The organism is Caballeronia sordidicola, assembly GCF_000729995.1.
Taxonomy (GTDB): Bacteria; Pseudomonadota; Gammaproteobacteria; order Burkholderiales; family Burkholderiaceae; genus Caballeronia; species Caballeronia sordidicola_A.
Genome location: NZ_JNFG01000199.1, coordinates 188,632 through 212,156, shown reverse-complemented (window position 1 = coordinate 212,156; position 23,525 = coordinate 188,632). Strand labels below are relative to the sequence as shown.

General features: G+C 60.5%; 16 protein-coding genes. 6 read left to right on the top strand and 10 right to left on the bottom strand.

The window, feature by feature from the left end; all coding sequences use genetic code 11:
* Positions 1–90 precede the first annotated feature (90 nt).
* The 5 genes from FH08_RS0135675 to FH08_RS0135655 all read right to left on the bottom strand — a co-directional run bounded on the left by FH08_RS0135675 (position 91) and on the right by FH08_RS0135655 (position 5,481).
* Positions 91–1,338 (bottom strand): enolase C-terminal domain-like protein, encoded by a 1,248-nt coding sequence (locus tag FH08_RS0135675; RefSeq protein WP_031362925.1) that lies wholly within the window; start codon positions 1,336–1,338, stop codon positions 91–93.
* A 76-nt stretch (positions 1,339–1,414) separates the two neighbouring features.
* Positions 1,415–2,707: an MFS transporter gene (locus FH08_RS0135670; RefSeq protein ID WP_031362924.1), complete on the bottom strand. Its 1,293-nt coding sequence runs from the start codon at positions 2,705–2,707 to the stop codon at positions 1,415–1,417.
* Between the two features lie 86 nt (positions 2,708–2,793).
* A complete protein-coding gene (locus tag FH08_RS0135665) occupies positions 2,794–3,561 on the bottom strand; it encodes an SDR family oxidoreductase (protein ID WP_031362923.1) in 768 nt (255 codons plus the stop codon).
* Between the two features lie 110 nt (positions 3,562–3,671).
* The gene (locus FH08_RS0135660) at positions 3,672–4,391 is read right to left on the bottom strand and encodes a FadR/GntR family transcriptional regulator (RefSeq protein ID WP_031362922.1); all 720 of its coding nucleotides are present in this window, start codon (positions 4,389–4,391) and stop codon (positions 3,672–3,674) included.
* Positions 4,392–4,527: 136 nt separating this feature from the next.
* Positions 4,528–5,481: a LysR family transcriptional regulator gene (locus tag FH08_RS0135655; protein WP_031362921.1), complete on the bottom strand. Its 954-nt coding sequence runs from the start codon at positions 5,479–5,481 to the stop codon at positions 4,528–4,530.
* A gap of 171 nt (positions 5,482–5,652) precedes the next feature.
* Here FH08_RS0135655 and FH08_RS0135650 point away from each other — a divergent pair, with 171 nt between their 5' ends.
* Complete coding sequence (locus tag FH08_RS0135650) at positions 5,653–7,008, top strand: NAD(P)/FAD-dependent oxidoreductase (RefSeq protein ID WP_031362920.1); 1,356 nt, start codon at positions 5,653–5,655, stop codon at positions 7,006–7,008.
* A gap of 123 nt (positions 7,009–7,131) precedes the next feature.
* Here FH08_RS0135650 and FH08_RS0135645 read toward each other — a convergent pair whose 3' ends face one another.
* The 3 genes from FH08_RS0135645 to prpR form a co-directional block, all read right to left on the bottom strand.
* On the bottom strand, positions 7,132–8,172 hold the full coding sequence (locus FH08_RS0135645) for a glycosyltransferase family 2 protein (RefSeq protein WP_031362919.1): 1,041 nt from the start codon (positions 8,170–8,172) through the stop codon (positions 7,132–7,134).
* A 222-nt stretch (positions 8,173–8,394) separates the two neighbouring features.
* The gene (locus FH08_RS0135640) at positions 8,395–11,526 is read right to left on the bottom strand and encodes an autotransporter outer membrane beta-barrel domain-containing protein (protein WP_035568274.1); all 3,132 of its coding nucleotides are present in this window, start codon (positions 11,524–11,526) and stop codon (positions 8,395–8,397) included.
* Between the two features lie 229 nt (positions 11,527–11,755).
* On the bottom strand, positions 11,756–13,738 hold the full coding sequence (gene prpR, locus FH08_RS0135635) for a propionate catabolism operon regulatory protein PrpR (protein WP_031362917.1): 1,983 nt from the start codon (positions 13,736–13,738) through the stop codon (positions 11,756–11,758).
* 195 nt (positions 13,739–13,933) lie between these two features.
* On the opposite strand from prpR, the gene prpB reads away from it, so the two are divergent.
* From prpB to prpF, 4 genes are all read left to right on the top strand, one after another.
* Complete coding sequence (gene prpB, locus FH08_RS0135630) at positions 13,934–14,830, top strand: methylisocitrate lyase (protein WP_031362916.1); 897 nt, start codon at positions 13,934–13,936, stop codon at positions 14,828–14,830.
* A gap of 25 nt (positions 14,831–14,855) precedes the next feature.
* The gene (prpC, locus tag FH08_RS0135625) at positions 14,856–16,022 is read left to right on the top strand and encodes a bifunctional 2-methylcitrate synthase/citrate synthase (RefSeq protein ID WP_031362915.1); all 1,167 of its coding nucleotides are present in this window, start codon (positions 14,856–14,858) and stop codon (positions 16,020–16,022) included.
* A gap of 84 nt (positions 16,023–16,106) precedes the next feature.
* A complete protein-coding gene (gene acnD, locus FH08_RS0135620; RefSeq protein ID WP_031362914.1) occupies positions 16,107–18,704 on the top strand; it encodes a Fe/S-dependent 2-methylisocitrate dehydratase AcnD in 2,598 nt (865 codons plus the stop codon).
* An 83-nt stretch (positions 18,705–18,787) separates the two neighbouring features.
* Positions 18,788–19,978: a 2-methylaconitate cis-trans isomerase PrpF gene (prpF, locus tag FH08_RS0135615; RefSeq protein WP_031362913.1), complete on the top strand. Its 1,191-nt coding sequence runs from the start codon at positions 18,788–18,790 to the stop codon at positions 19,976–19,978.
* Between the two features lie 44 nt (positions 19,979–20,022).
* Here prpF and FH08_RS0135610 read toward each other — a convergent pair whose 3' ends face one another.
* Together FH08_RS0135610 and zwf are read right to left on the bottom strand one after the other, a co-directional pair.
* On the bottom strand, positions 20,023–20,457 hold the full coding sequence (locus FH08_RS0135610; protein WP_031362912.1) for an RDD family protein: 435 nt from the start codon (positions 20,455–20,457) through the stop codon (positions 20,023–20,025).
* A 26-nt stretch (positions 20,458–20,483) separates the two neighbouring features.
* A complete protein-coding gene (zwf, locus tag FH08_RS0135605) occupies positions 20,484–21,947 on the bottom strand; it encodes a glucose-6-phosphate dehydrogenase (RefSeq protein ID WP_031362911.1) in 1,464 nt (487 codons plus the stop codon).
* A gap of 637 nt (positions 21,948–22,584) precedes the next feature.
* Between zwf and FH08_RS0135600 the strand changes: the two genes are divergently transcribed.
* Positions 22,585–23,508 carry a GGDEF domain-containing protein gene (locus FH08_RS0135600; protein ID WP_160172539.1) on the top strand — a complete coding sequence of 308 codons (924 nt, stop codon included), beginning with the start codon at positions 22,585–22,587 and terminating at the stop codon, positions 23,506–23,508.
* The last annotated feature ends 17 nt before the right edge of the window (positions 23,509–23,525 follow it).

Genomic DNA, 23,525 nt, shown 5'->3' with positions numbered 1-23,525 from the left:
ACGACGTGCGAATGTCCGACTTTGAATCAGGCCTGCAAATTAAAGCCTGGTCGTCTCTGAAGGAGGCTGACTGAAACTCGCTTTGCTCGCTTACGGAGTCTGCAGGGCGCCATCCTTCAAACGCGTCTGCGTCCAGGTAGTCACGGTGTTTTCGCACGGATATTTCGCGGCCTCGGCCTCGTCGATATCCACTCCAAGGCCCGGCTTGTCGTTGGCATACACGTGCCCATCCCTGAACTCGGGAAGACCGGGAAAGACATCCAGCAAAGCCGCTCTCGGCCCCTTGAGTTCCTGGATCACGAAGTTGGGCGGCTCGGTGCCCGACCATTCCTGAACGCCGAAATTGCGCGCCGCCAGGTCGATATGGATGTTCGCTGCATGCGCGAGCGGCGACATGTCGCCGGGACCGTGCCACGCCGTCCTCACGCCGAATTGCTCGGCAAAGATCTGAAGCTTGCGCGCGGCCGTAATGCCGCCGATCTGACTAAGGTGAACCCGGATGTAATCGATCAATCGCTCGGTGATCAGGAATCGCCACTCGGAAGGATTGTTGAATAGCTCGCCCTGCGCCAAAGGCGTCGTGGTTTTCGAGCGCAACTGACGAATCCATTCGCCTTCTTCCAAAGCGATCGCATCTTCGAGAAAGAACAGGTCGTACTGTTCCAGTTCGCAAGCGAACCTGATCGCTTCGACGGGTTTCAGCCGGCCATGCACGTCATGGCACAACGCGACGTCAAAGCCAACTCTGCTGCGAATACCGTCGAACAGCTTGAGCGTTTCGCGCATGTACTTTCTGCTGTCGAGATAGACACCGTCCGCGGCGCCCTGGGGCGCGCTCGACGGTGCACGGCCATAGCTGCCTCCACCGTAGCCGCCGCTCTGACAGCGAATGTGCGTGATGCCCTGCTCGCGGTACTTCTGGATGTTCTCGCACAACTCATTCAGGTCACGCCCATCAGCATGCCGATAGATCGGTACCCCTTCGCGGCACTTGCCCCCAAAAAGTTGATACAGGGGCATATTCGCCATCTTGCCCTTGATGTCCCACAGGGCCATATCGATGCCGGAGATTGCGTTGTTCTCGATCGGACCATTGCGCCAGTAAGCGTTCTGATGCATTAACTGCCAAAGCTCTTCGATCGCCTCGGCATCCCTGCCGATCAGGAGCGGCCTGAGATACTCCTCGATCAGACACTTGACCGCGACATGCCGGTAGGCAAAGGTCGCGCAACCGAGCCCATACAAACCGGCCTGGTTGGTCTCAAGTTTGACGACAATCAGGTTGATGCCTTCCGGCGCGGTCAGGATGACTTTTACATCGGTAATCAGGGTTGCCATTTTCAGTCTGCCAGAATCGAATCAATAAAGCGGAGCCGCATCGCGCGCTTACTTACCTACCGCGTTACGTGCGGCGTTACGTACGGCGCAGCGAGAGCGGCTCTTCGTGCTTCGCGCGCTGCCCGGAATGCGCCGGTACGGTGATCATCAGGATGACCGCGAGAAGCAGACCGGCCGCCATGAAGATATACGAGGCCGCGGGACTGCCGGTCACGCCGTTCAGATAGCCGACGACATACGAACCGGCGAACGCGCCCAATGCTCCACACGCGTTGACCAGGCCGATTGCACCGCCCAGGACGTTGCCCGGAATCAGTTCCGGTATCAGCGCGAAGAATGGGCCGTACGGTGCGTACATCGTAGCGCCCGCCACCACCAGCAGTGCGAACGAGATCCAGAAGTGCGATCCGCCGATCAGATACGAAGCCACGAATGCAATGGTCCCCACGAGCAGCAGCGGCCACACGAACAGCTTGCGGTTGCGGGTCTTGTCCGAGAGCCACGACGCGAGCAGCATCAGGATGATCGCCGCGAGATAGGGCACGGCGGCAAGCCAGCCGACCGACACGATATCGATGGTCGATGCGGCCTTGAGAATCGAAGGCAGCCACATGATGAAGCCGTACACGCCGATGCTCCACAGCGCATGAATCGCGCAGCATTTCCAGACGATCGACGAACGGAACGCCGCCTTGTAGTCGCGCACCGGCGCGATGTCCGCTTGCTCAGCCTTCAGGCGTGCGCTGAATTCGAGCTTTTCGGCGTCGCTCATCCAGGTCACTTCAGCCGGGCGATCCTGCACGGTGAACCACCAGACCCCCGCCCAGATGAGCGCCGGGATGCCTTCGAAGACGAACATCTCGCGCCAGCCAAAGCTGTGGACCAGATAGCCCGACACGACCGACATCCACAGCACCGTCACCGGATTGCCGAGAATCAGGAACGTATTGGCGCGTGAGCGTTCAGTGCGTGTGAACCACCGGCTGATGTACATCAGCATCGACGGCATCACGGCGGCTTCCACGACCCCGAGCACGAAGCGCAGCACCATGAGCATCGGAATATTGCTGACCATGCCGGTCGCCGCAGCGCACAGGCCCCACAGGACGAGGCTGATGAAAATCAGCTTCTTGACGCTGTTGCGTTGCGCGTAGATTGCACCGGGCACCTGGAACAGGCAGTAGCCGAGAAAGAACAACGAACCGATCAGCGACGAGGTGCCTTGCGAGATGCCGAGATCCCTGTTGATCCCGGCCGCCGCGGCGAAGCCGTAGTTCGCGCGGTCCAGATACGCAAGACTGTAGGTGATGAAGATGATGGGCATCAGATACCACCATCTTTGAGGTGCAACGGGTTTAACGCTTTCCATGATGTCTCCGGATCGGTACGGCGTACACACAGTTCGGTTAGTGCGGGTCATTCTTTTTGTTCTCGTGTTCCCGCGCGGACTTGCATTTAAAGCACGGCCAGCCAGCCTCCATCGACGTAGATGATCTGGCCGTTCACATAACTCGATGCGGCGGACGATAGGTACACCGCTGTGCCGACGAGCTCTTCCGGCCTGCCCCAGCGTTGCGAAGGATTGCTGCTCTTGACCCAGGTATCGAAGGCCTCGTTCTCGACGAGCGGCTTGTTCATGTCGGTCAGGATGTAGCCCGGACCGATCGCGTTCGCCTGGATATCCGACGCGCCCCACTCGGCGCTCATCGCTCGGGTCAGCATCTTGATGCCGCCCTTGGCCGCCGTATAGGCACCCACCGTCGCACGTCCGGCTTCGCTCGTGAGCGAGCCGATATTGATGATCTTGCCGCCTGTGCCGCGCGCGATCATGCGCCGCGCCGCCTGCTTGGAGACGATGAACGCGCTCGTCAGATTGGTGTCGATCACGCGCTGCCAGTCGCTCAGCTCTAGTTCGACAAGCGGCTTGCGAAACTGGATGCCAGCGTTGTTGATGACAATGTCGACCTGCACTCCGTCCTTGTCCCATTGCGCGAACGCATCGGCGACGGCCTGTTCGTCGGTCACGTCGAAGGCATGGCCTCGGGCGTTGAGCCCCTTGCTTTTGAGCCGGGCGGCCGCTTCGGCGACCGTGTCGGCACGTGTGCCGTTTAAAATCACGCTGGCGCCTGCCGTAGCGAGCCCCTCGGCGAGTGCGAAGCCAATGCCTCGGGCCGAGCCTGTCACGAGCGCCGTGCGGCCGCTCAAGTCAAATAGCTGTGTCATGCGCTGTTCCTTTTTCGGGTGTGCAAGTGCAAGTGCGAGACGCGAATGCGCCCCTCGCGACCGGGACGCCGGTCGCGATAACGTTGATGTCAGATCCGCTGGTTAAAGCGTCAGATGGGCGTGTCGTTGGCGACGTGATTCAGCGCGGCGCGGTCTTCGAAGTCCTTCTCCGCGCGCTTGATGAGCGTGAGAACCGCCTCTTCCGCCCCCGCCGGATCGCCTGTCTCGATCGCGATGCAAAGCGCTTCATGCATCGGCAGCGAACGGGCCGGGCCGCCGGCTATTTCGGAGCTGAGTTCGAAGCTGGTGCGCAGGATCGCCGACAGCGCGTTCTGCATCTGCTGGATGAACTGGTTGTGACAGGCGGCAAGGATCGCGCCGTGGAACGCGAGGTCGGCGGGAACGTATTCACCGTGGCCGGCGACGGCACGCTCCATCGACTTGAAGGCACGCCGCACCGCGACGCGATCCTCCGCCGTCGCACGTTTTGCAGCGAGCTTGGCCGCATTCGGCTCGATGATCAGCCGCAGCTCCATCAGGTCCTGGATCAGGCCCTCGTCTATTGCGCCCGCCCGCGCACGCCAGGTGATCACGTCCGGATCGAACAACTGCCATTTCGAACGCGGCAACACGATCGTGCCGTAACGCCGGCGCACTTCAAGCATGCCCTTGGCGGAGAGCGATTTCATCGTCTCGCGGATAGTGATGCGGCTCACCTGCATCTGCTCGGCGAGCACGGGCTCGGCGGGAAGAATATCCCCCGGCGCAAACTTGCCCGAGCAAATCTGCTCGCCCATCTGATTCAGGACCTGCCGATGTAGTGTTGCCACGATTTACACTCTAGATCATACGTATGATGTAGAGAAGATAGGCGCATCAATACTGTCCCGCAATTCGGGTTGACCCGAGGTCGAGGTTTGACTTGCCGCAGGCCAAACCTCCGCACCTTACATAGAGATCTACGCGTCAAACGGGCCGGCGGCGCTTCGCCGCGGCGAGTGTAGGCAGCGGAATCGGGACGGCACCCGACATGCCTTGCTCGATAAGGAAATCGCGAAACAGGCTGGCCACATGCGGCAGGCGCTTGTCGGAAACATGCATCACATACCAGTCCCGTTCGATTGGATTGGAAGGCAACGGCAGCAACGCGAGCAAGCCTGCCTGAAACTCCAGCGAACACGCATGCAACGATAAAAACGAGATCCCAAGGCCCGCTTCAACCAGTTGCTTGATCGCCTCGTTGCTCGATAGCTCAGAGCCAATGTGCAATTTATGGCCTTCCTGCTTGAACAGATTTTCGACGGTCGAGCGCGTACCCGAACCCCGTTCACGCACGAACATATTCGCGCTTTTAAGATCGTCGAGCGACAGGCGTTTCTTTTTCATCAGCGGATGCGACGGCGAAGCGACAAACGCCATGGGATGTTTCGCGAATGGCGTCGCCGACGTACGCAACTCACGCGGCGCGCTGCCCATTACCGCGAGATCGATCTCATGCGTCGCCAGCATGCGAATGATGTCCGCACGGTTGCCCACCTTCAATTGCACCTTCACCTGCGGCCGCTGTTCGGTAAAGCGAACGAGGAACGGAGGAATCAGATATTCGGCCGTGGTAATCGCACCAATGCGCAGCGTGCCGCCCTGCTCGCCCTGCAGTGCGGCCAGATCGTCGGCGGCGCCATTCCATAGATCAAGGATTTCAAGCGCGTAACGCGCAAGGATTTCGCCTGCTGCCGTGAGCTGTATGCCCCGGCCGACTCGCTGCAATAACGGCGCACCCGCTCCCTCCTCCAGCAAGCGAATCTGCAGCGAAACTGCCGGCTGCGTCAGACGCAACTCTTCAGCGGCGCGTGACACGCTGCCCAGCTTCGCCACGGTGTGAAGCGTTTTCAACTGGCGGAAAGTCGCTGCTTTTAGCATAAGTTAGAGCTTATATATTGCGTATAAACATTAAATTGTGCTGTGGTTTTACCAGATTCTATACTCGGCCTCAGAGAACGTGTCGATGACCTTGCGCAAGGTCTCATCAACATGTTCGTGGTGATCCGGAAAAATCGTCCAACGCAACACAACGCTTCTGGAGGACACATCATGGCGGCAATCGATCAACCCGCAGCACGCTCGAACTTCCAAAGACCGCATCGAATCGTTATTGTTGGTGGTGGTGTCGGCGGTCTCGGGCTGGCAACACGTCTTGGCGAGACGCTCGGAAAAGCAGGCGACGCGCAGATCGTGCTCATCGACCGCTCACCGACCCACTTCTGGAAGCCGCTGCTGCATGAAGCCGCGTCCGGACAGATCGACCCAGCCACGCATCAACTGCAATATGCGGTGCAGGCGCAACGCAACGGCTTTGAATTCGAGCAGGGTGAACTTGCCGGCATCGATCGCGCAGAGCGGCTCGCGATGATCGGCGCAACACACGATGCCGATGGGCGCGAGATTCTGCCTGCGCGGCAACTTGCTTTCGATACCCTGGTGCTCGCATTGGGCAGCGTGACCAACTTCTTCGGTGTGCGCGGTGCGGCCGAGCATGCGCTGCCGCTCGAATCAGTCGTGCATGCGGAAACCTTCAGACGCAAGCTGCTGGACGCATGCATTCGCGCGAACCATACACGTCGCACGAACCCGGCACAGGCGGTCGAGCCCGTGTCGATCAACATTGTGGGCGCCGGCGCAACTGGCGTTGAACTCGCGGCTGCGCTGCGCGATACCGTGCGGCTCCTCAATCGCTACAGCTTGTTTGCGCTCGACCCGGTGCGCGACTTCCGCATCCGGCTGATTGAAGGCAGTGCCCGGGTGCTGCCTGCGTTGTCCAACGAGATCTCCGATCGCGCGCAACGCATGCTCTGCGGCCTCGGTGTGGACGTACTGACCGACACGCGTGTCACCGAAGTGCGCACAGATGCAGTGTTCACGCACGGCGGCGTTCAACTACCAAGCGACATCGCTATCTGGACAGCGGGTATTGCCGGGCCACCAGTGCTGCGCGCGATGGATGGCGTTGCCGTGAACCGGAGCGCACAGGTGCTCGTGAACCGCACGCTGCAGACTACAGACGATACGAACATCTTCGCGCTTGGCGACTGCGCGGCGTGCCCGTCGCACAGTGCAGATGTTTTTCTCGCGCCGCGCGCTCAGGTCGCACACCAGCAGGCCGTATTCCTCGCACAGGCAATGAAGTGCCGCGTCACTGGGCGCGCACTGCCGGAATTCACCTACCGCGACGCGGGCACGCTGGTCGGGTTCGGCAACAAAGGAGCCATCGGCAGCCTGAGCGGGCTGCGAGCGCGGCCAATATTCGTCGATGGCTGGCTTGCGACGGTCGTGTACAAGCTGATATACCGCAAGCACATAATGACCCTGACGGGCTTCACCGGGATGGCGTTCGATACCGCAAGCCATTGGTTGCGGCGGTGTGCCCAGCCGTTGATCAAGCTTCACTGAGCAGGATACCGCCGGCCGGTCCCGGCGCTTGCACGGTTAGATCATAGGGGCCGGAGGTTCTTCGCCGCGCACGTTCAAGCTAGCTAAATAATGCTTTAAACCGCCGGCCCGTAAGTGCGCCGATCAGGCAGGAATCGCGGGCCGCTCGCGATGATGGCGATCCAGGTCACGACGCAGAACCTTTTTCGCTAATATTTTGGCAAAGTGCATTGAGCGGTCTGTACGAACGGTAAGCCCGAACCGCCCGAGCGACTCGGTGCTCGACGCATGTCGTTCAGCCCAGGCTGCCTGGATCTTTTCGTAATCAGCGGCCATTTGTTTAATCGTCACGAATCCGTCGCTGAATGAAGCTCGGTCGACGCGAGCGCAGATGTGACACGCTCGTATAAACAGTTTGCGAAAAATGGTCAGCCAGAATTCTTCCTGCTCGCCGTCCGTGATCTTTTCAAGTACTTCCCGGCCAGTTGTTTGCAAGTCGCGGACGTCCTGCACCGGCGCGCCTTGTGTGATGCTGCCAAACCGCCGACGGTAACCGATCAAAGGGCGAGCAATCTTGTACATGGAATGGGCACTCAGATAAACCGATGGCACCACCGCGATATCCTCGTAATGCCGGCCGAGCGGGAACGGTGCCGGCCCGAACAAACTGGTTCGATAGACGCGAGCCCAAACGAATGTGTGGAAGGCCTCGGCGAAATGCATGCGCGCAGTGTGATCGACTGGACTGCCGCCGCCGATGGCTTGCGGGACCAATTCGATAGTGTCGAGGTTTTGGCTATGGTCGTCGATAATGGACACGTTGTATTCGAGCATGTCCCATTTGCCTTCGGCCAACAGCGGCACAATGCTGGCTGAAAAATCCGGCAGGAAGATATCGTCGCCATCCAGAAATCCTACGTAGGGCGTCCGCACTGCAGCGATGCCCGCGTTGCGGGCGCCGCTAAGTCCGCTGTTACGCTGGCGGATCAAACGGATATGGCCCCCAGAATCCCGGTCCATTACCCTCTTGACGACAGCAGACGTAGAGTCGCTCGACCCATCGTCGATCACGACAATATCAATGTCGTCGATATAGCGCTGTGAAAGCACTGAATCAAGCGCCTCCTCAATGTATCCGTCCACGTTGTACGCCGGGATAACGACGGTGAGAATTGGGGTACGCATTCGATGCTGTGCGAGTGTCATAACGATCCGGTGAGTGAGTAGCGCGACGGTGCCTAAGCGAACTTCCGTAGCAACGCTTGTGCCCCATCGGGCATGGCACGTCAGAGTGTCAGAAAACGCCCTCGAATACGCACTTTCAATGCGGACCTTATTACGAACTCTTTCCGAGGGCGGCTTGTCTGACACGGGTTTGACTGAAACAACAAACCCAACGCGCAGTGCTTACCAGCTGTATCGATACCCAAGCTGACCAAACACGCCCTGCCGATAGTCGCCGCCAATGTTGCGGGAGTACTTGACGTTGGCATACATCTCCGAGGACTTGCTCATGCTCGTGGTGACACCCACACCGACTTCATACCAGGTCTTCGACAGACCGCTGTTGAACGACGCGCCATCCACTGCCGTATTACCCGGGTTCAGGAAGTCGTGCAGTACGTCGGCGGTGAAGTACGGTGTTGCTGTTCCCGTCTTCGTGTCGTTGGTCAGGTTCGCCTTGAAGATCCGGAAGCCGGCCCGTCCGCGCAACGCGTTGCTCGATGTGCCCGACACTGGCGAGATGCCATCGTCGAAGCCGTTCAGATGCAGGTACTGGTACATCAACTGGGCTTGCGGCTCGATTGCGATCGTTGTCGATCCGATCAGGAACGGCTTGCCCACTTCACCGGACAGACCCGTGCCAACGCCGTTTTGCGAAGCGCCGCCACCGTACACATCACCGAACTTGTTGCGATAGTGGGTGAGTTGCGCCACGGCGTCGAAGTAGCTGCCGTCTTTCAGGTACTTGGTCCAGTAACCGCCAAGCGATTGCGCCTGCGTTTCGACTGAGCCGGCTGCGTTCGTCAGCGTCGGATTAAGGCTACGCGCGCTGTCTTCGAAGGTTGCCGACGACGAGCCGATGGTGACCGTAACCCCTGCATGCGTGCTGCCGCCGGCCGGGTTCGTCGAGAGTGTCCAGTCCTTGCCGAACTGCGCGAAGAACGTGCGTTCATCGGCGGAGAAACGATCGCCCGAGTTGGCGTTCAGGCTCTGCCCGCCGATACGTCCCCACACGCCGTTGCCGTATGTTCCCTGCGCATTCTCGAGGCTCGCGACATCGCCGACACGCTCATGCAGCCGGCTCATGATCGAGAAACCGTAGTCGAGGTTGAGCGACGGCGTCATGGTGTAGCCGACCACACCGGGACGGTATGCAATGACCGACGGCTGGGCTGTGGGCGTTGAGTCTGGCGTGCCCGCGGATACGATCGGCGTCACCGGCGTGATTACCGCACCACCAGGGTTGGTCGGGGTGGTCGCCGGAGGCGTTGTAACTGGCGGCGTTGTAACCGGCGGTGTCGTAACCGGCGGTGTTGTGACCGGAGGCACGCTCTCGAGCGACGAACGCAAGTAGAAGTCCTCGGGACGGTTCGAGCCGCCTTGATACAACAGATACTGGTACGCCCCGGCCTGAACCGGCGCAAGCGTATGGAAGGCCGTGGCGGCAGCAGTGCCGTTCACCTGGACGATCTTGATGCCGTCGCCGACCGTCAGCGCGCCCAGGCCGCTCGGGCGCACAGTCACGACCGTGCTGCCGGTCGCGTTGCCGCCAATGACCAGTTGGTCGGTGAACTGATTGGACGCTGCGCCGCCCGCGTTCATCACCGTGTTCACGATCAACTGCGCGTTGGTCCCGCCCACGTAGTTGCCGCTCACATTCAATACGTTGCCCGTCACGCCCGATGCAGCCGCCAGATTGATCGTGGCGTTGTTGGTGAGCTCGCCGTGGATCGCGAACGTACCGGTCGACGATGCCGAGAAAGCCGGCAATGCGTTTGCCGCGGCGATCGTGCCCGAGTTGACCACGGAGCCCTGCACAGTACCGAAACCGCCGAGCGTGGCGCCCGGCGCAACCGTAGTCGTGCCGGTACCGATGCTTGCCAGGTTGTGCTGTGCATCGCCTACCGCAAGGGTGCCCGCCAGCACGTTCGTGTCGCCGTAGGTGCTTACGCCGTTCATCGTGAGGATGCCGCTACCGAGCTTGGTCAACGAGCCGGTTCCGGTCACCCCTTGTGCGAGCGTCGATGAATATTGCTGCGTGTCGATCGTGCCGCCGTTGTCGCCGATCGAGATCGCACGTGTCGCGGCGAGGTCGAGGTTGTTGTTCAGTTGCAGCGTGCCGCCGTTGAACGTGAGACCGCCCGTGGTCGCGCCCAATGCGTTATCAGCTGCAATGTTCAGCGTGCCTTGCGTGATCAGCGTGCCGCCCGAATACGTGTTGCCGCCGCTTGCAGCGGGCGCAAGGAACAGTGTGCCCGCACCGGTTTTCTCGATTGAGCCCGTGCCGCTCAACAAGCCCGCGTAGGTGCCGTCATCGGTCTGCGCAAAGCGGACCAGCCCGTTGTCAGTGATCGCGCCGGGCAGGCTCTGTGCGCGCCCCTGGAGCGTGCCAGCGGCATCGACGAGCATCTGGCCCGTGTAGGTGCTGTTATCGCCCGTCAGGATCAACGTACCGCCTGCTACTTCCGCACTTTGCACGTCGACCGGGATGCCGTTGACGGTCCACGTACCCGCGTCGGTCTTGACGAGCGTCTGGAAGTTGACGATGTTGCCCGTCAGCGTGTCCACGCCGAGTCCGCTCAGGAACAACCGGTTATTGCCTGCGCCGCCGTCGATCGTGCCCGACACCGACGAGCCGGTGTAGATGCGCATGACGTCGTCGCCACCCGCGAAGTCGATATCGCCGATAACCGTGCCCTTGTTGGTGAAATGGATAGGCGCGTTGCCGGTCGAACCGATCACGCTGCCGGGCGACTGGATCACACCGGTTGCGTTGTTGATGATCGTGTTGGTGCCGGTCTCGTTCTGGAACCAGATGGCGCGGACATTGATCGCCTGGATCAAGCCGCTGTTGGTGATGACGTTGCCATGGCCTTGCACGTTGACGGCCTCGGCAGTGTCCTCCGTGCCAGTGGACAGCACCTTGCCGCCGGCTTGAACGGTCAGCGTACCGTTGTTCCGGAACTCGATGGTGTTCACGCCGGTGCGATAGTTACCCCACGCTCCAACGGCAGAAGTGGTGACCGTGCCGCCCGACCGAACCGTGATTTTGGCGCGGTCAGCGAGGCTGATCGCCGATACTTCTTGCGTGGAAATCGTTGCGCCGTTCAGGACAGTGACCGTTCGATTGTTATTGCCCGGTGCAGGGCCTGTACCGATGGTCGTAGTCCACGGGTTCGGCGATTTTGAATTGCAAATCGTATCGAGTCCGTTCACGGCGCATGCTGCTGCCGCTGCAATGGGACTCAGGAGAAAAGGAATCAGCAGCAGTGATGGAGCAAGCGAGATCGCCCGCGAACGAACTGGATTAGACATGGACCGCCCCGGTGTTTGTTATTTGTAAGCGGGGCGGAATTTAACAAGCAGGCTATCTTGTGAATGTGGCTAGCCGAACAAAGGAGGCCGGAAACCTTACCAAGTGCTACCTGCTTTGTGCAGCATCGCGCTTTGAACAGCAGAAAGGGGCTGGCTATTTGTCAATTGTTGTTAACTCAGAACAGGATCGGCAAAGCTGTGTGTGGTAAGTCCCCGTGTCTTTTGCGCTTTACTTGCGGCTTGTGACCCCGTTCAATTTTCTCCACAGGGTCGTCTTACTGATTCCGAGCGCCTTGCAGACGGCCTCCCGGTCACCGTTGCAGGAAGCGAGTGCCGCGCGGATCTCGTCCCCCTCGATGTGGCGGCTGCGCTCGCGCAGCGTCAGCGCTTCCTCTCGCTCGTTTGAAAGCTCGCCTGAAAGCGCGCTTGAACGTACATCCAAGAGTTCCGGCGCGATCGCGTGCAAATCCTCGCTGGTAAGCGCGTTTGCTCCGGCGCCATCCGCATCGGCCAGTTCGACGGCAATCCGTTCAATCACATTCTGCAATTCACGCACGTTGCCCGGCCACGTATAGCTGGACAGTGCGTCGCCAATCCCGCCAAGCGCGTGCGCCGCGGCCTCCGCGTTACGGACCCGCGCACGCAGCTGCGGCTCGCGCTTCGCCACCTGCAGCAGCAGTTCGATGGCAAGCGGCATCAGGTCCGCCGGCCGCTCGCGTAATGGCGGCAAACCTATGTTCAGGATGTTGAGCCGATAATAAAGATCCGCGCGAAATGTACCGGCCTCAATGCCATCGGTCAGCGCCTGGTGAGTGGCTGCGATCACCCGTATATCGACGCGCGTGGGTTCCGTCGAGCCGAGCCGCACGACCTCGCGTTCCTGCAATACGCGCAGCAGCCGGCTTTGCAGCGGCAAGGGCATCTCGCCAATTTCATCGAGGAACAACGTGCCGCGATGGGCCACCTCGATCAGCCCGGCCTTGCCGCCCTTGCGCGCCCCGGTGAACGCGCCCTCCTCATAGCCGAACAACTCGCTTTCGAGCAACGCCTCCGGGAACGCTCCGCAGTTGATCGCGACAAACGCGAAGTCTCGCCTCGCGCTCAACTGATGCATGCTTTGCGCGACCATCTCCTTGCCGGTCCCGCTTTCCCCGAGGATCAGCAACGTTGCGTTCGATTTCGCGTAGCGTTGAACGAGCGTGCGAACCCGTTGCATGGCCGCACATTCGCCGACCAGATCATCGAGCCGGTAACGCGCAGTGAATTGGCGGGGCCGCTGCGTCGAGCGCAGCGTGCGGTCGAGCCGCTCGACGGCACGCGATTCCTGGAACGTCAGAACTGTGCCGGCCGCCGCACCATGTGTCGCGAGCGGGCCGCGATGCACGACATAGCTCACACCGCGTACCGAGCCGAGCGCGTCGCCGTCGGCGTCCGGCAAGGCGGCGGCTATATCGGGCGCGAGCTCGAGCAGCGAGCGGCCCACGGCGTTCGCTGCATCGATGCCAAGCACCTCCGCCAAGCGCCGGTTGATCGCCTCGACCCTGCCCTGATCATCGAGCGCGACGACGCCGTCGCGCATGTGCTGCAACAGGTTATCGAGCCGTTGACGGCGCAGCGCTTCGCTTCTCGTCGCCTGCGCAACTTCCAGCGCCGTGTCGAACGCCGACCGCACGGATGCGCGCGAATAAAGAAACACGGCCTCCATGCCGGCGCGCGAGGCCAGATCGGTGACAAGTCCGGGGCCGACGACGGCACCCACTCCCCGATCGCGAAGATCGAGCACGCATTTTTCGGCATCCTCCGTGGATTGATACGAGGCAAACACGACCTCGATTCCGTAAGCGGCGACGAACCGCCGTACCTCGTCGGGCGTTTCACCATGGGTAACGAGGGCCACTGACGCCGCTTTGCGCCTTGCTCGTGCCAACGCGTGCATCACGTCGAAACCCGTCGGGTTGATCAGCACGACGGGGACGTCGACCCGGGACTTCAGAAAAGCCCCGTTCGCGCCACCCGCGACAACCACGTCAGGCCGCGCCTCGCCCGCCGCGCTGATTTCCTTCACCGCGTCCTCGAAACCACGCGACACGATGCGCAGATCGGCGCGTGCGCCATACTCGTTCGCAATGTCGAAGAACAAGTCTTGTAATCGGCTTATACCCATTGCCCAAAGGCGAGGGCGTTCAACGGAATCGGAGATTTGAGGCGTCATAGAAACAGGCGAAGCAGCGAATTGGCGGTGCATTCATTATGCACCGGCGTTTCGAATATGAAATCTATATTTCATATTCGAAATTAAGTGTGAGTTCAGTGTTTTTAAATAGCCATGCAAATCAAATAGTTACAGCGCTCTCGATGCATGGCCCGTCTTTTGCATCTGGAAGTGCACCTTTATCGGAGCGAACAATTGAATTCAGCTAAACAGGAACCCACCAGCGCCGGCGCGCGATTTCGCGTCGCTGTGTCTGAAGGACAGCCCTTGCAGGTGGTGGGCGCAATCACCGCTTACGCTGCAAAAATGGCTGAAGCCGTCGGCTTCAAGGCGCTCTACCTCTCCGGCGGAGGCGTGGCGGCAAATTCACTCGGCATCCCCGATCTAGGCATCAGCACGATGGACGACGTACTGATCGATGCACGCCGCATTACCGACGCGTCTAACCTGCCGCTGCTTGTCGATATCGACACGGGTTGGGGCGGCGCGTTCAACATCGCGCGCACGGTGCGCTCGTTCATCAAGGCAGGGGTCGCTGCCGTGCATCTGGAAGACCAGGTCGGCCAGAAGCGTTGCGGTCACCGGCCGGGCAAGGAAGTCGTACCGATGGACGAAATGGTCGACCGCGTGAAGGCCGCCGTCGATGCACGCACGGACGACCAGTTCGTCATCATGGCGCGTACGGATGCAGCGGCGGCGGAAGGAATCGACGCGGCGATCGAGCGCGCGGTGGCGTATGTCGAAGCCGGCGCCGACATGATTTTTCCCGAAGCGATGCAATCGCTCGATGATTACCGCCGCTTCAAGGCCGCGGTGAAGGTACCCATCCTGGCGAACCTGACCGAATTCGGCTCGACGCCTTTCTTCACGACTGATGAGCTGCGCAACGCCAATGTCGACATCGCGCTCTACTGCTGCGGTGCGTATCGTGCGATGAACGCGGCGGCGCTCAACTTCTACCAGACGGTGCTACGCGACGGTACGCAGAAAGCCGCCGTCGGAACCATGCAGTCGCGCGCCGATCTGTATCAATACCTCGGCTATCACGAATACGAAGACAAGCTTGACGCGCTCTTCGCCACGAAAAAGTAACCCTCACGCTGGAGACGACATAGACATGAGCGACGCAAACACCACCACGCCGGCCACCGGCGCATTCAAACCGAAGAAGTCAGTCGCGCTGTCGGGCGTGACAGCGGGCAACACCGCGCTGTGCACCGTCGGACGCACGGGCAACGACCTGCACTACCGCGGCTATGACATTCTCGACCTTGCTGGCGCGTGCGAGTTCGAAGAAATTGCTCATCTGCTGGTCCACGAAAAGCTGCCCACGCAAGCCGAACTGACCGCGTACAAGGCCAAGCTCAAGGCGTTGCGCGGATTGCCCGCAAGCTTGAAGACCGCACTTGAATGCGTGCCGGCGTCCGCTCACCCGATGGACGTGATGCGCACCGGCGTGTCGGTCCTCGGCACGGTGCTGCCGGAGAAGGACGACCACAACATCGCCGGCGCGAAGGATATTGCGGATCGCCTGATGGCGTCGCTCGGTTCGATGCTGCTCTACTGGTACCACTATTCGCACAACGGCAAGCGCATCGAGGTCGAAACCGATGACGACTCCATCGGCGGGCACTTCCTGCATCTGCTGCACGGTAAAGAGCCGTCGAAGTCGTGGGTCGACGCTATGCACGTATCGCTGAACCTGTACGCGGAACACGAGTTCAACGCATCGACGTTCACCGGCCGCGTGATCGCGGGCACGGGCTCGGACATCTATTCGGCAATCACCGGCGCAATCGGCGCATTGCGCGGCCCGAAGCATGGCGGTGCGAACGAAGCAGCGTTCGACATTCAAACGCGCTATCAGACGCCGGACGAAGCAGAAGCCGATATCCGTCGACGTGTGGAAGCCAAGGAAGTCGTGATCGGCTTCGGCCATCCGGTGTACACAATCTCCGATCCGCGAAATGTCGTGATCAAGGAAGTGGCGCAGAAGCTTTCGAAGGAAGCGGGCAACACCAAGCTCTTCGACATCGCCGAGCGGCTCGAGTCGGTGATGTGGGAAGCGAAGAAGATGTTCCCGAACCTGGACTGGTTCAGCGCGGTTTCGTATCACGCGATGGGCGTGCCCACCGCGATGTTCACGCCGCTTTTCGTGATCTCGCGCACATCGGGCTGGGCTGCGCATATCATTGAACAGCGCATCGACAACAAGATCATTCGCCCGAGCGCAAACTATACGGGGCCAGACGATCTGCCCTTCGTGCCGCTTGCGAAGCGTTGACCGTGACACGGGATAGTTGACCGGCAAGGTCTTGTTCGCCACACCGGCAATTATTCCGACCATTACTATTTATTCCCCCACGGTATGAATACTGCAAACCGCAAACCCCTGCCCGGCACGACGCTGGATTATTTCGACACGCGCGCCGCAGTCGAAGAACTCCAGCCCCGCGCCTACGACACGCTGCCGTACACGTCGCGCGTGCTCGCCGAGAACCTCGTGCGCCGCTGTTCGCCGGTCTCGCTCGCCGCATCGCTCAGACAGATCATCGAACGCAAGCGCGAGCTCGATTTCCCCTGGTTTCCGGCGCGCGTCGTGTGCCACGACATTCTTGGCCAGACCGCCCTCGTCGACCTGGCCGGCCTGCGCGATGCAATCGCTGCGCAAGGCGGCGATCCGGCGCTGGTGAATCCGGTTGTGCCGACGCAGCTCGTGGTCGACCACTCGCTTGCGGTCGAGCGCGGCGGCTTCGATCCGGACGCCTTCGAGAAAAACCGCGCCATCGAAGACCGTCGTAATGAGGACCGCTTCCACTTCATCGACTGGACCAAGAAGGCTTTCAAGAACATTGTCGTGATTCCGCCGGGCAACGGCATCCTTCATCAGATCAACCTCGAACGCATGAGCCCGGTCGTGCAGGTGAAGGACGGCGTCGCATTTCCTGACACGCTCATCGGCACCGACTCGCACACGCCGATGGTCGACGCGCTGGGTGTGCTCGCGATTGGCGTGGGCGGTCTGGAGGCCGAAAGCGTGATGCTGGGCCGGGCTTCGTACATGCGCTTGCCGGACATCGTTGGCGTCGAACTGAGCGGCAAGCCGGGACCTGGAATTACCGCCACCGACGTGGTGCTTTCGCTGACCGAATTCCTGCGTAAACAAAAGGTCGTTGGCGCGTACCTGGAGTTTTATGGCGAAGGCACGGCGAACCTGACGCTCGGCGATCGCGCGACCATCGCGAACATGGCGCCCGAATTTGGCGCCACTGCCGCGATGTTCTATATCGACGAACAAACCATCAAGTATCTCAAGCTCACCGGCCGCGACGACGAGCTCGTCAAGCTGGTGGAAACGTATGCGAAGGAAACCGGCCTCTGGGGCGAGACCCTGAAGGACGCCGACTATGAGCGTGTCTTGCAGTTCGACCTGTCGACGGTGGTTCGTACGCTGGCCGGCCCGTCCAACCCGCACCGTCGACTGCCCGTGTCTGAGCTGGCGGCGCGCGGCATCAGCGGCAAAGTCGAGAACGAGCCCGGCCTGATGCCGGACGGCGCCGTAATCATCGCAGCGATCACGAGTTGCACCAACACCAACAACCCGCGCAACATGATCGCCGCCGGCTTGCTCGCGCGCAACGCCAACCAGCGAGGCCTCACACGCAAGCCGTGGGCGAAGACGTCCCTCGCGCCGGGCTCGAAGGCGGTGACGCTGTATCTTGAGGAAGCAGGCCTGCTGCAGGAACTGGAACAGCTGGGTTTCGGCGTGGTGGCGTATGCCTGCACGTCGTGCAACGGCATGTCCGGCGCGCTCGATCCGGTGATCCAGAAGGAAATCGTCGATCGCGATTTGTACGCGACCGCCGTGCTTTCGGGAAACCGCAATTTCGATGGCCGCATCCACCCGTATGCGAAGCAGGCGTTCCTCGCCTCGCCGCCGCTGGTGGTCGCTTACGCCATTGCCGGCACGATCCGCTTCGACATCGAGAAGGACGTGCTGGGCACTGACGCCGATGGCAACGAGGTGAGGCTTGCGGACATCTGGCCGTCGGACGAAGAGATCGATGCGATCGTGGCGTCCAGCGTGAAGCCCGAGCAGTTCCGCAAGGTGTACGAACCGATGTTCGCGCTCGCCGCCGACGCCGGCGAGCGTGCCGCCCCACTCTACGACTGGCGCCCACAGAGCACCTATATCCGCCGTCCGCCCTATTGGGAAGGTGCGCTTGCCGGCGAGCGCGCGTTGCAGGGCATGAGAGCGCTTGCGGTGCTGGGCGACAACATCACCACCGATCACCTGTCCCCGTCGAACGCAATCCTCGCCGACAGCGCTGCAGGTGAATACCTCACAAAGATGGGCCTGCCGGAAGAGGACTTCAACTCGTACGCAACGCATCGCGGCGATCACCTGACCGCGCAGCGCGCCACTTTCGCGAACCCGACGCTCCTCAACGAAATGGTGCTGGAAGACGGCAAGGTAAAGGCGGGTTCGTTTGCTCGCATCGAGCCCGAGGGCCGAGTGACGCGCATGTGGGAAGCCATTGAAACCTACATGGAGCGCAAGCAACCGCTGATCGTGATTGCCGGCGCGGACTACGGACAAGGCTCGTCGCGCGATTGGGCCGCCAAGGGCGTGCGTCTCGCGGGTGCCGAAGCGATTGTCGCCGAGGGGTTCGAGCGCATTCACCGCACGAACCTGGTTGGCATGGGCGTGCTGCCGCTGGAATTCAAACCCGGCGTGAACCGCACGACGCTCGGTATTGACGGTACTGAAACGTTCGATGTGCTCGGCGAACGCACGCCGGGCGCCGACCTGACGCTCGTGATCCATCGCCGTAGTGGTGAGCGCGTGGACGTATTGGTGACTTGCCGGCTCGACACCGCGGAAGAGGTATCGATCTACGAAGCGGGCGGCGTGCTTCAGCGCTTCGCGCAGGACTTTCTTGAATCGTCGCAGGCGGCGGCTTAGCAATGCAATCCGGGCGGTGAACGTGTTAAACGCGATAAACGCGTACCGCCCGGCTTCACCAGATAATCAAGGACAACAACATCATGGCCCACGCGCCCCAGATCAAAATTCCTGCGACCTACATGCGTGGCGGGACCAGCAAAGGCGTGTTCTTTCGCCTGCAGGATTTGCCCGAAGCCGCCCGCGTGCCGGGTGCGGCACGCGACGCCCTGCTCTTGCGCGTGATTGGCAGCCCGGACCCGTACGGCAAGCAGACCGACGGCATGGGCGGCGCGACGTCGAGCACCAGCAAGACGGTGATTATCGCCAAGAGCAGCAAAGCCGATCACGATGTCGATTATCTTTTTGGTCAGGTCGCCATCGATTGCGCATTTGTCGACTGGAGCGGTAACTGCGGCAATCTCTCCGCTGCGGTGGGACCGTTTGCGATCAGCAACGGACTCATCGATCCCGAGCGCGTGCCGGATAACGGCGTGGCCATCGTGCGTATCTGGCAGGCGAACATCGGCAAGACAATCATCGCGCATGTACCCATCACGAAAGGCGCCGTGCAGGAAACCGGCGACTTCGAACTCGACGGCGTCACCTTCCCCGCTGCCGAAGTGCAGCTCGAGTTCATGGACCCTGCCGCCGATGAAGACGGCGCGGACGGCGCGATGTTTCCCACGGGCAATCTCGTCGACGACCTTGAGGTTCCGGGCATCGGCACGCTGAAGGCCACGATGATCAACGCAGGCATCCCGACCATCTTCGTGAATGCGGAGGCGATCGGGTACACGGGCACGGAATTGCAGGACGCCATCAACAGCGATCCGAAAGCGCTGGCGATCTTCGAGACCATCCGCGCACATGGCGCGATTCGCATGGGCTTGATCAAACATATCGACGAGATCGCGAGCCGGCAGCACACGCCGAAAGTTGCCTTCGTCGCGAAGCCCGCTGATTACGTCGCGTCCAGCGGCAAACAGGTTGCCGCTCATGATGTCGATCTGCTCGTGCGGGCGATGTCGATGGGCAAACTCCATCACGCGATGATGGGAACGGCAGCCGTGGCAATAGGCACGGCCGCGGCAATTCCGGGAACGCTCGTGAGTCTCGCCGCTGGCGGCGAAGGGCGCGACACCGTGCGCTTCGGGCATCCATCCGGCACCCTGCGCGTGGGGGCTCAGGCGAGCCTTGTAGAGGGCCAATGGAAGGTCACCAAGGCCATCATGAGCCGCAGTGCCCGGGTGCTGATGGAAGGATGGGTGCGTGTGCCTGTAGACACACTCTGACGATCGACGATGCATCGTCGCTCACCTCGGTGAACAGGACCTGGTTACAACTTCTTGCCGGGTCCGTCATCGATCACAACGGTATTGGCGATCCGGTCATGCAGCGCCTGCTTTCGTTGGTTGAATAGCACCCACAGGAATCCTGCACCGCATGTTGCAAAGCTCAGCAAGTAGCCCAGCGTGCGCAGACCGGCTTGCCTCGTTGTCATCGGTTCTCCTGTGTCTGCATCGACAATCCGCAGATGCAGCGCTCGTTTCCCCGGTGACGTGCCCCATACAGCCCATAAAACTCCGGTAACCAGGATTGGTATGCACTGGCCTATCGCCAACCATAAAAGAATGGTCGAAGCGAACGACTCCGGCGCCATGAGCAATTCGTCCATTGATGGCCCGAGAGGGATGAAAAGCGCAATCACGGTCCACCAGATTGAATCGATGGCCAGTGCGCTGGCGCGTCGCGAGTAGGAGGCAAAATGCATCGGATGCTTGATGTGCACTGAACGAGTCAACTACCCAAGGCGTTTGGATCCCGCCACGCTCGCTCGAATGGAAGCCGCCACGCCCGGGGCGCGACGAGTTGATGGATAGCATTTGGCCCCCACGATCCCGGCGCGTAGAAGCGAACCGGCGGAGGAGATTCGATCAAGGCCGTCGATACTTGCCACAGCCGCTCGATGCCCTCGGCGGTCGTGAAAAGCGTACGGTCTCCCCGCATGGCATCGAGGATCAATCGTTCATACGCTTCCAGTACGTCGCCAATCAGACCGGTATCGCGCATGGCGAATTGCAAGCTCAGTTTGTCCAGCCGCATGCCGGGACCCGGGCGTTTGCCATAGAACGAAAGCGACATCTTCGAGGCGTCCGCCAGGTCGAACGTCAAATGGTCCGGTCCTTGCGAACCGACACCTGATCCAGCCGGAAACATGCTCTTCGGCGGTTCGCGAAATGCGATGGAAATGATCCGTTGTCCCTCAGCAAGCCGCTTTCCCGTGCGCAGATAAAATGGCACGCCGGCCCAGCGCCAGTTATCGATCGAACATTTCAACGCGATGAATGTTTCGGTTTCCGATTCCGGACTGACGCCTTCTTCGGTTCGATAACCGGTGTATTGCCCCCGGACGACATCAGTTGGCTGTATCGGCAGCATGCTGCGAAAAACCTTGTTCTTTTCCTCGCTGATGGGCGACGGTTCCAGTGATGTGGGTGGCTCCATTGCCATGAACGCGAGAATCTGAAACAGGTGCGTGACGACCATGTCGCGAAACGCCCCTGTCTGTTCATAGAAACCCGCGCGCTTGCCGAGTCCCAGCGTTTCAGGCACATCGATCTGAACGTGGTCGATGAAGTTGCGGTTCCAGATCGGCTCGAACAGGCCGTTCGCGAAGCGGAAAGCGAGAATGTTCTGGGCAGGCTCCTTCCCTAGAAAATGATCGATCCGGAAGATCTGCTCTTCTTCGAAGACTTCGTGTAACCGGGTATTCAGCGAAACAGAACTCTTCAGATCCGTTCCGAACGGCTTCTCCATGATGATCCGCGAGCGGTCCACGAGGCCCGCTTCCTTGAGCATGCCGACTGCGGAGAGTGCAGCGCTGGGTGGAACGCTCAGGTAATGCAGCCGCCGGCACTCGCCATCGAAACTCATCTCGGCGTTCAGCACGGCCGCCTTGAGCGCCTCCGCGCCTGCTGTCAGCGGCACGTAGTCCAGATTGGCGGCAAACGTGTCCCACTCCGTCTGGGCGACCTTGCGAGAAGAAAACTCGTCAAGCGCTCCGCGCGCCGTGCGACGAAAGTCGTCAATGTGAATGTCGTCGAGCGCGACAGCAATGATCCTGCAGCCCGGAATGAATCCTGCGCTCGCCAAATGGAACAAGCCTGGTAAAAGCTTGCGTCGCGCCAGATCGCCAGTGGCGCCGAACAGGACAACGACTTGTGGGAACTGCGGACCTACTCCTGCAGAGATCTTGGCCATCGTGCAAATCCTTTCTGGGTTGTCGATGCCTTGAGGACGAGCCCTGACGGAGCCCTTGCACTCGTCATAATTCGATTGGCCTGACAAGATTTGACATCAGGCCGGGTGGTTTTGCTGCCACAGTATCACGCGCTTATAAGTCGAACTCGCGATGCTGGCCGCGCACCGGCACGGTGTTCGCATTGTGACTTTTTTCCGGACCCGACAAAATTGCTGATTTTTGCGCACGTGCTTTCTCAGACCTTACCGACTCGCAGCCAAAGTGCGCGCTCAGCGTTCGTCCAGACCGTCTTGCTGCGGATAGGGATGACCCTCCGCAAGAAAGCACTCCGTAAGGCATTTCGCGAGAACGAGTGATCTTTGGATCATTTATCGGGCAACACGTCTATCGTATGAAAAATCCGAATCCTGAGGCGACCCCTAACGTATGAGATTTCCATTGCAGCGCCGTCTCGCGATCGCACTTTGGACCGATGAGCGCAACACCAGGATCAGGCTCCAGCATTGGTGGCTGACCTTTGTCATCTATGCGGGTTGCGCCGGGGTAATGAGTTTGTTCACGCGCTCCAAAGTCGTCTCGGGCGATGCCATCCTGGCGTGGATTGTTTGCGTGCTGATCTGTCTCTGCGTTTTTCACGTGCTGATCCGCAGCGGTTGGAGCCGCCGGTTCGAGGACGCGGCACTGAGCCAGGCGCAGATCGTGTTTGCCATTTTCGCGGTCATGGCGGGGTATACCATAACGGGGGCCGCACGTAGCGCCGTTCTGCTTCCATTCGTCGTTGTCTTGAACTTTGGCGCGTTCTCTATAGGGTGGCGCCGCATGGTTCAACTGACGGTGTTTGCGCTCGTGGTCATGGGCGCGGTCATAGTGTGGATGCATGCCCGCTGGCCAGGCCGCTATTCAACGGTCGTGGACCTGTCCAACTTCCTCATATGCATGATTACGTTGCCGGGGGTATCGGCGCTGGCCATGAGGCTCAACTCATTGCAGGCACGACTGAAACAACAACGATTAGATCTGAAGGCCGCGCTGGACCGCATCCAGGACCTTGCAACGCTCGACGATCTGACGGGCCTCGCCAATCGTCGCCGCGCCCGGGAACTGCTGCTGACCGAGGTAACCCGCGTGGACCGTGCGGTGCAGCCATTTTCCGTAGCATTGCTTGATCTTGACCATTTCAAGCAGGTCAACGATCGCTTCGGCCACGCCGGCGGCGACCAGATACTGCGTCGTTTCTCCGAGGTCGCGCGCGCAAGTGTGCGCAGTGTCGACACGGTAGCGCGCTGGGGAGGAGAAGAGTTTCTGATTCTCATGCCAGAGGCCGATGCGTCCCACGCATTCGAAGCGATGGAGCGACTACGTGAGCGCATCGCCGTGCTTGGGGTCACAAGCGCGCAAGGCGACATGCACTTTACGTTCTCGGCTGGTGTCGCGGGTCATCGCTTGGGCCAGTCTGTTGACGATACGATCATTCGGGCCGATCGCGCGCTTTATCGCGCCAAGGCAGCGGGCCGCAACCGTGTCGAGCTCGCAGACAATGCAAACGACATCCAAAAATAATGGCCACTGCTGAGTGA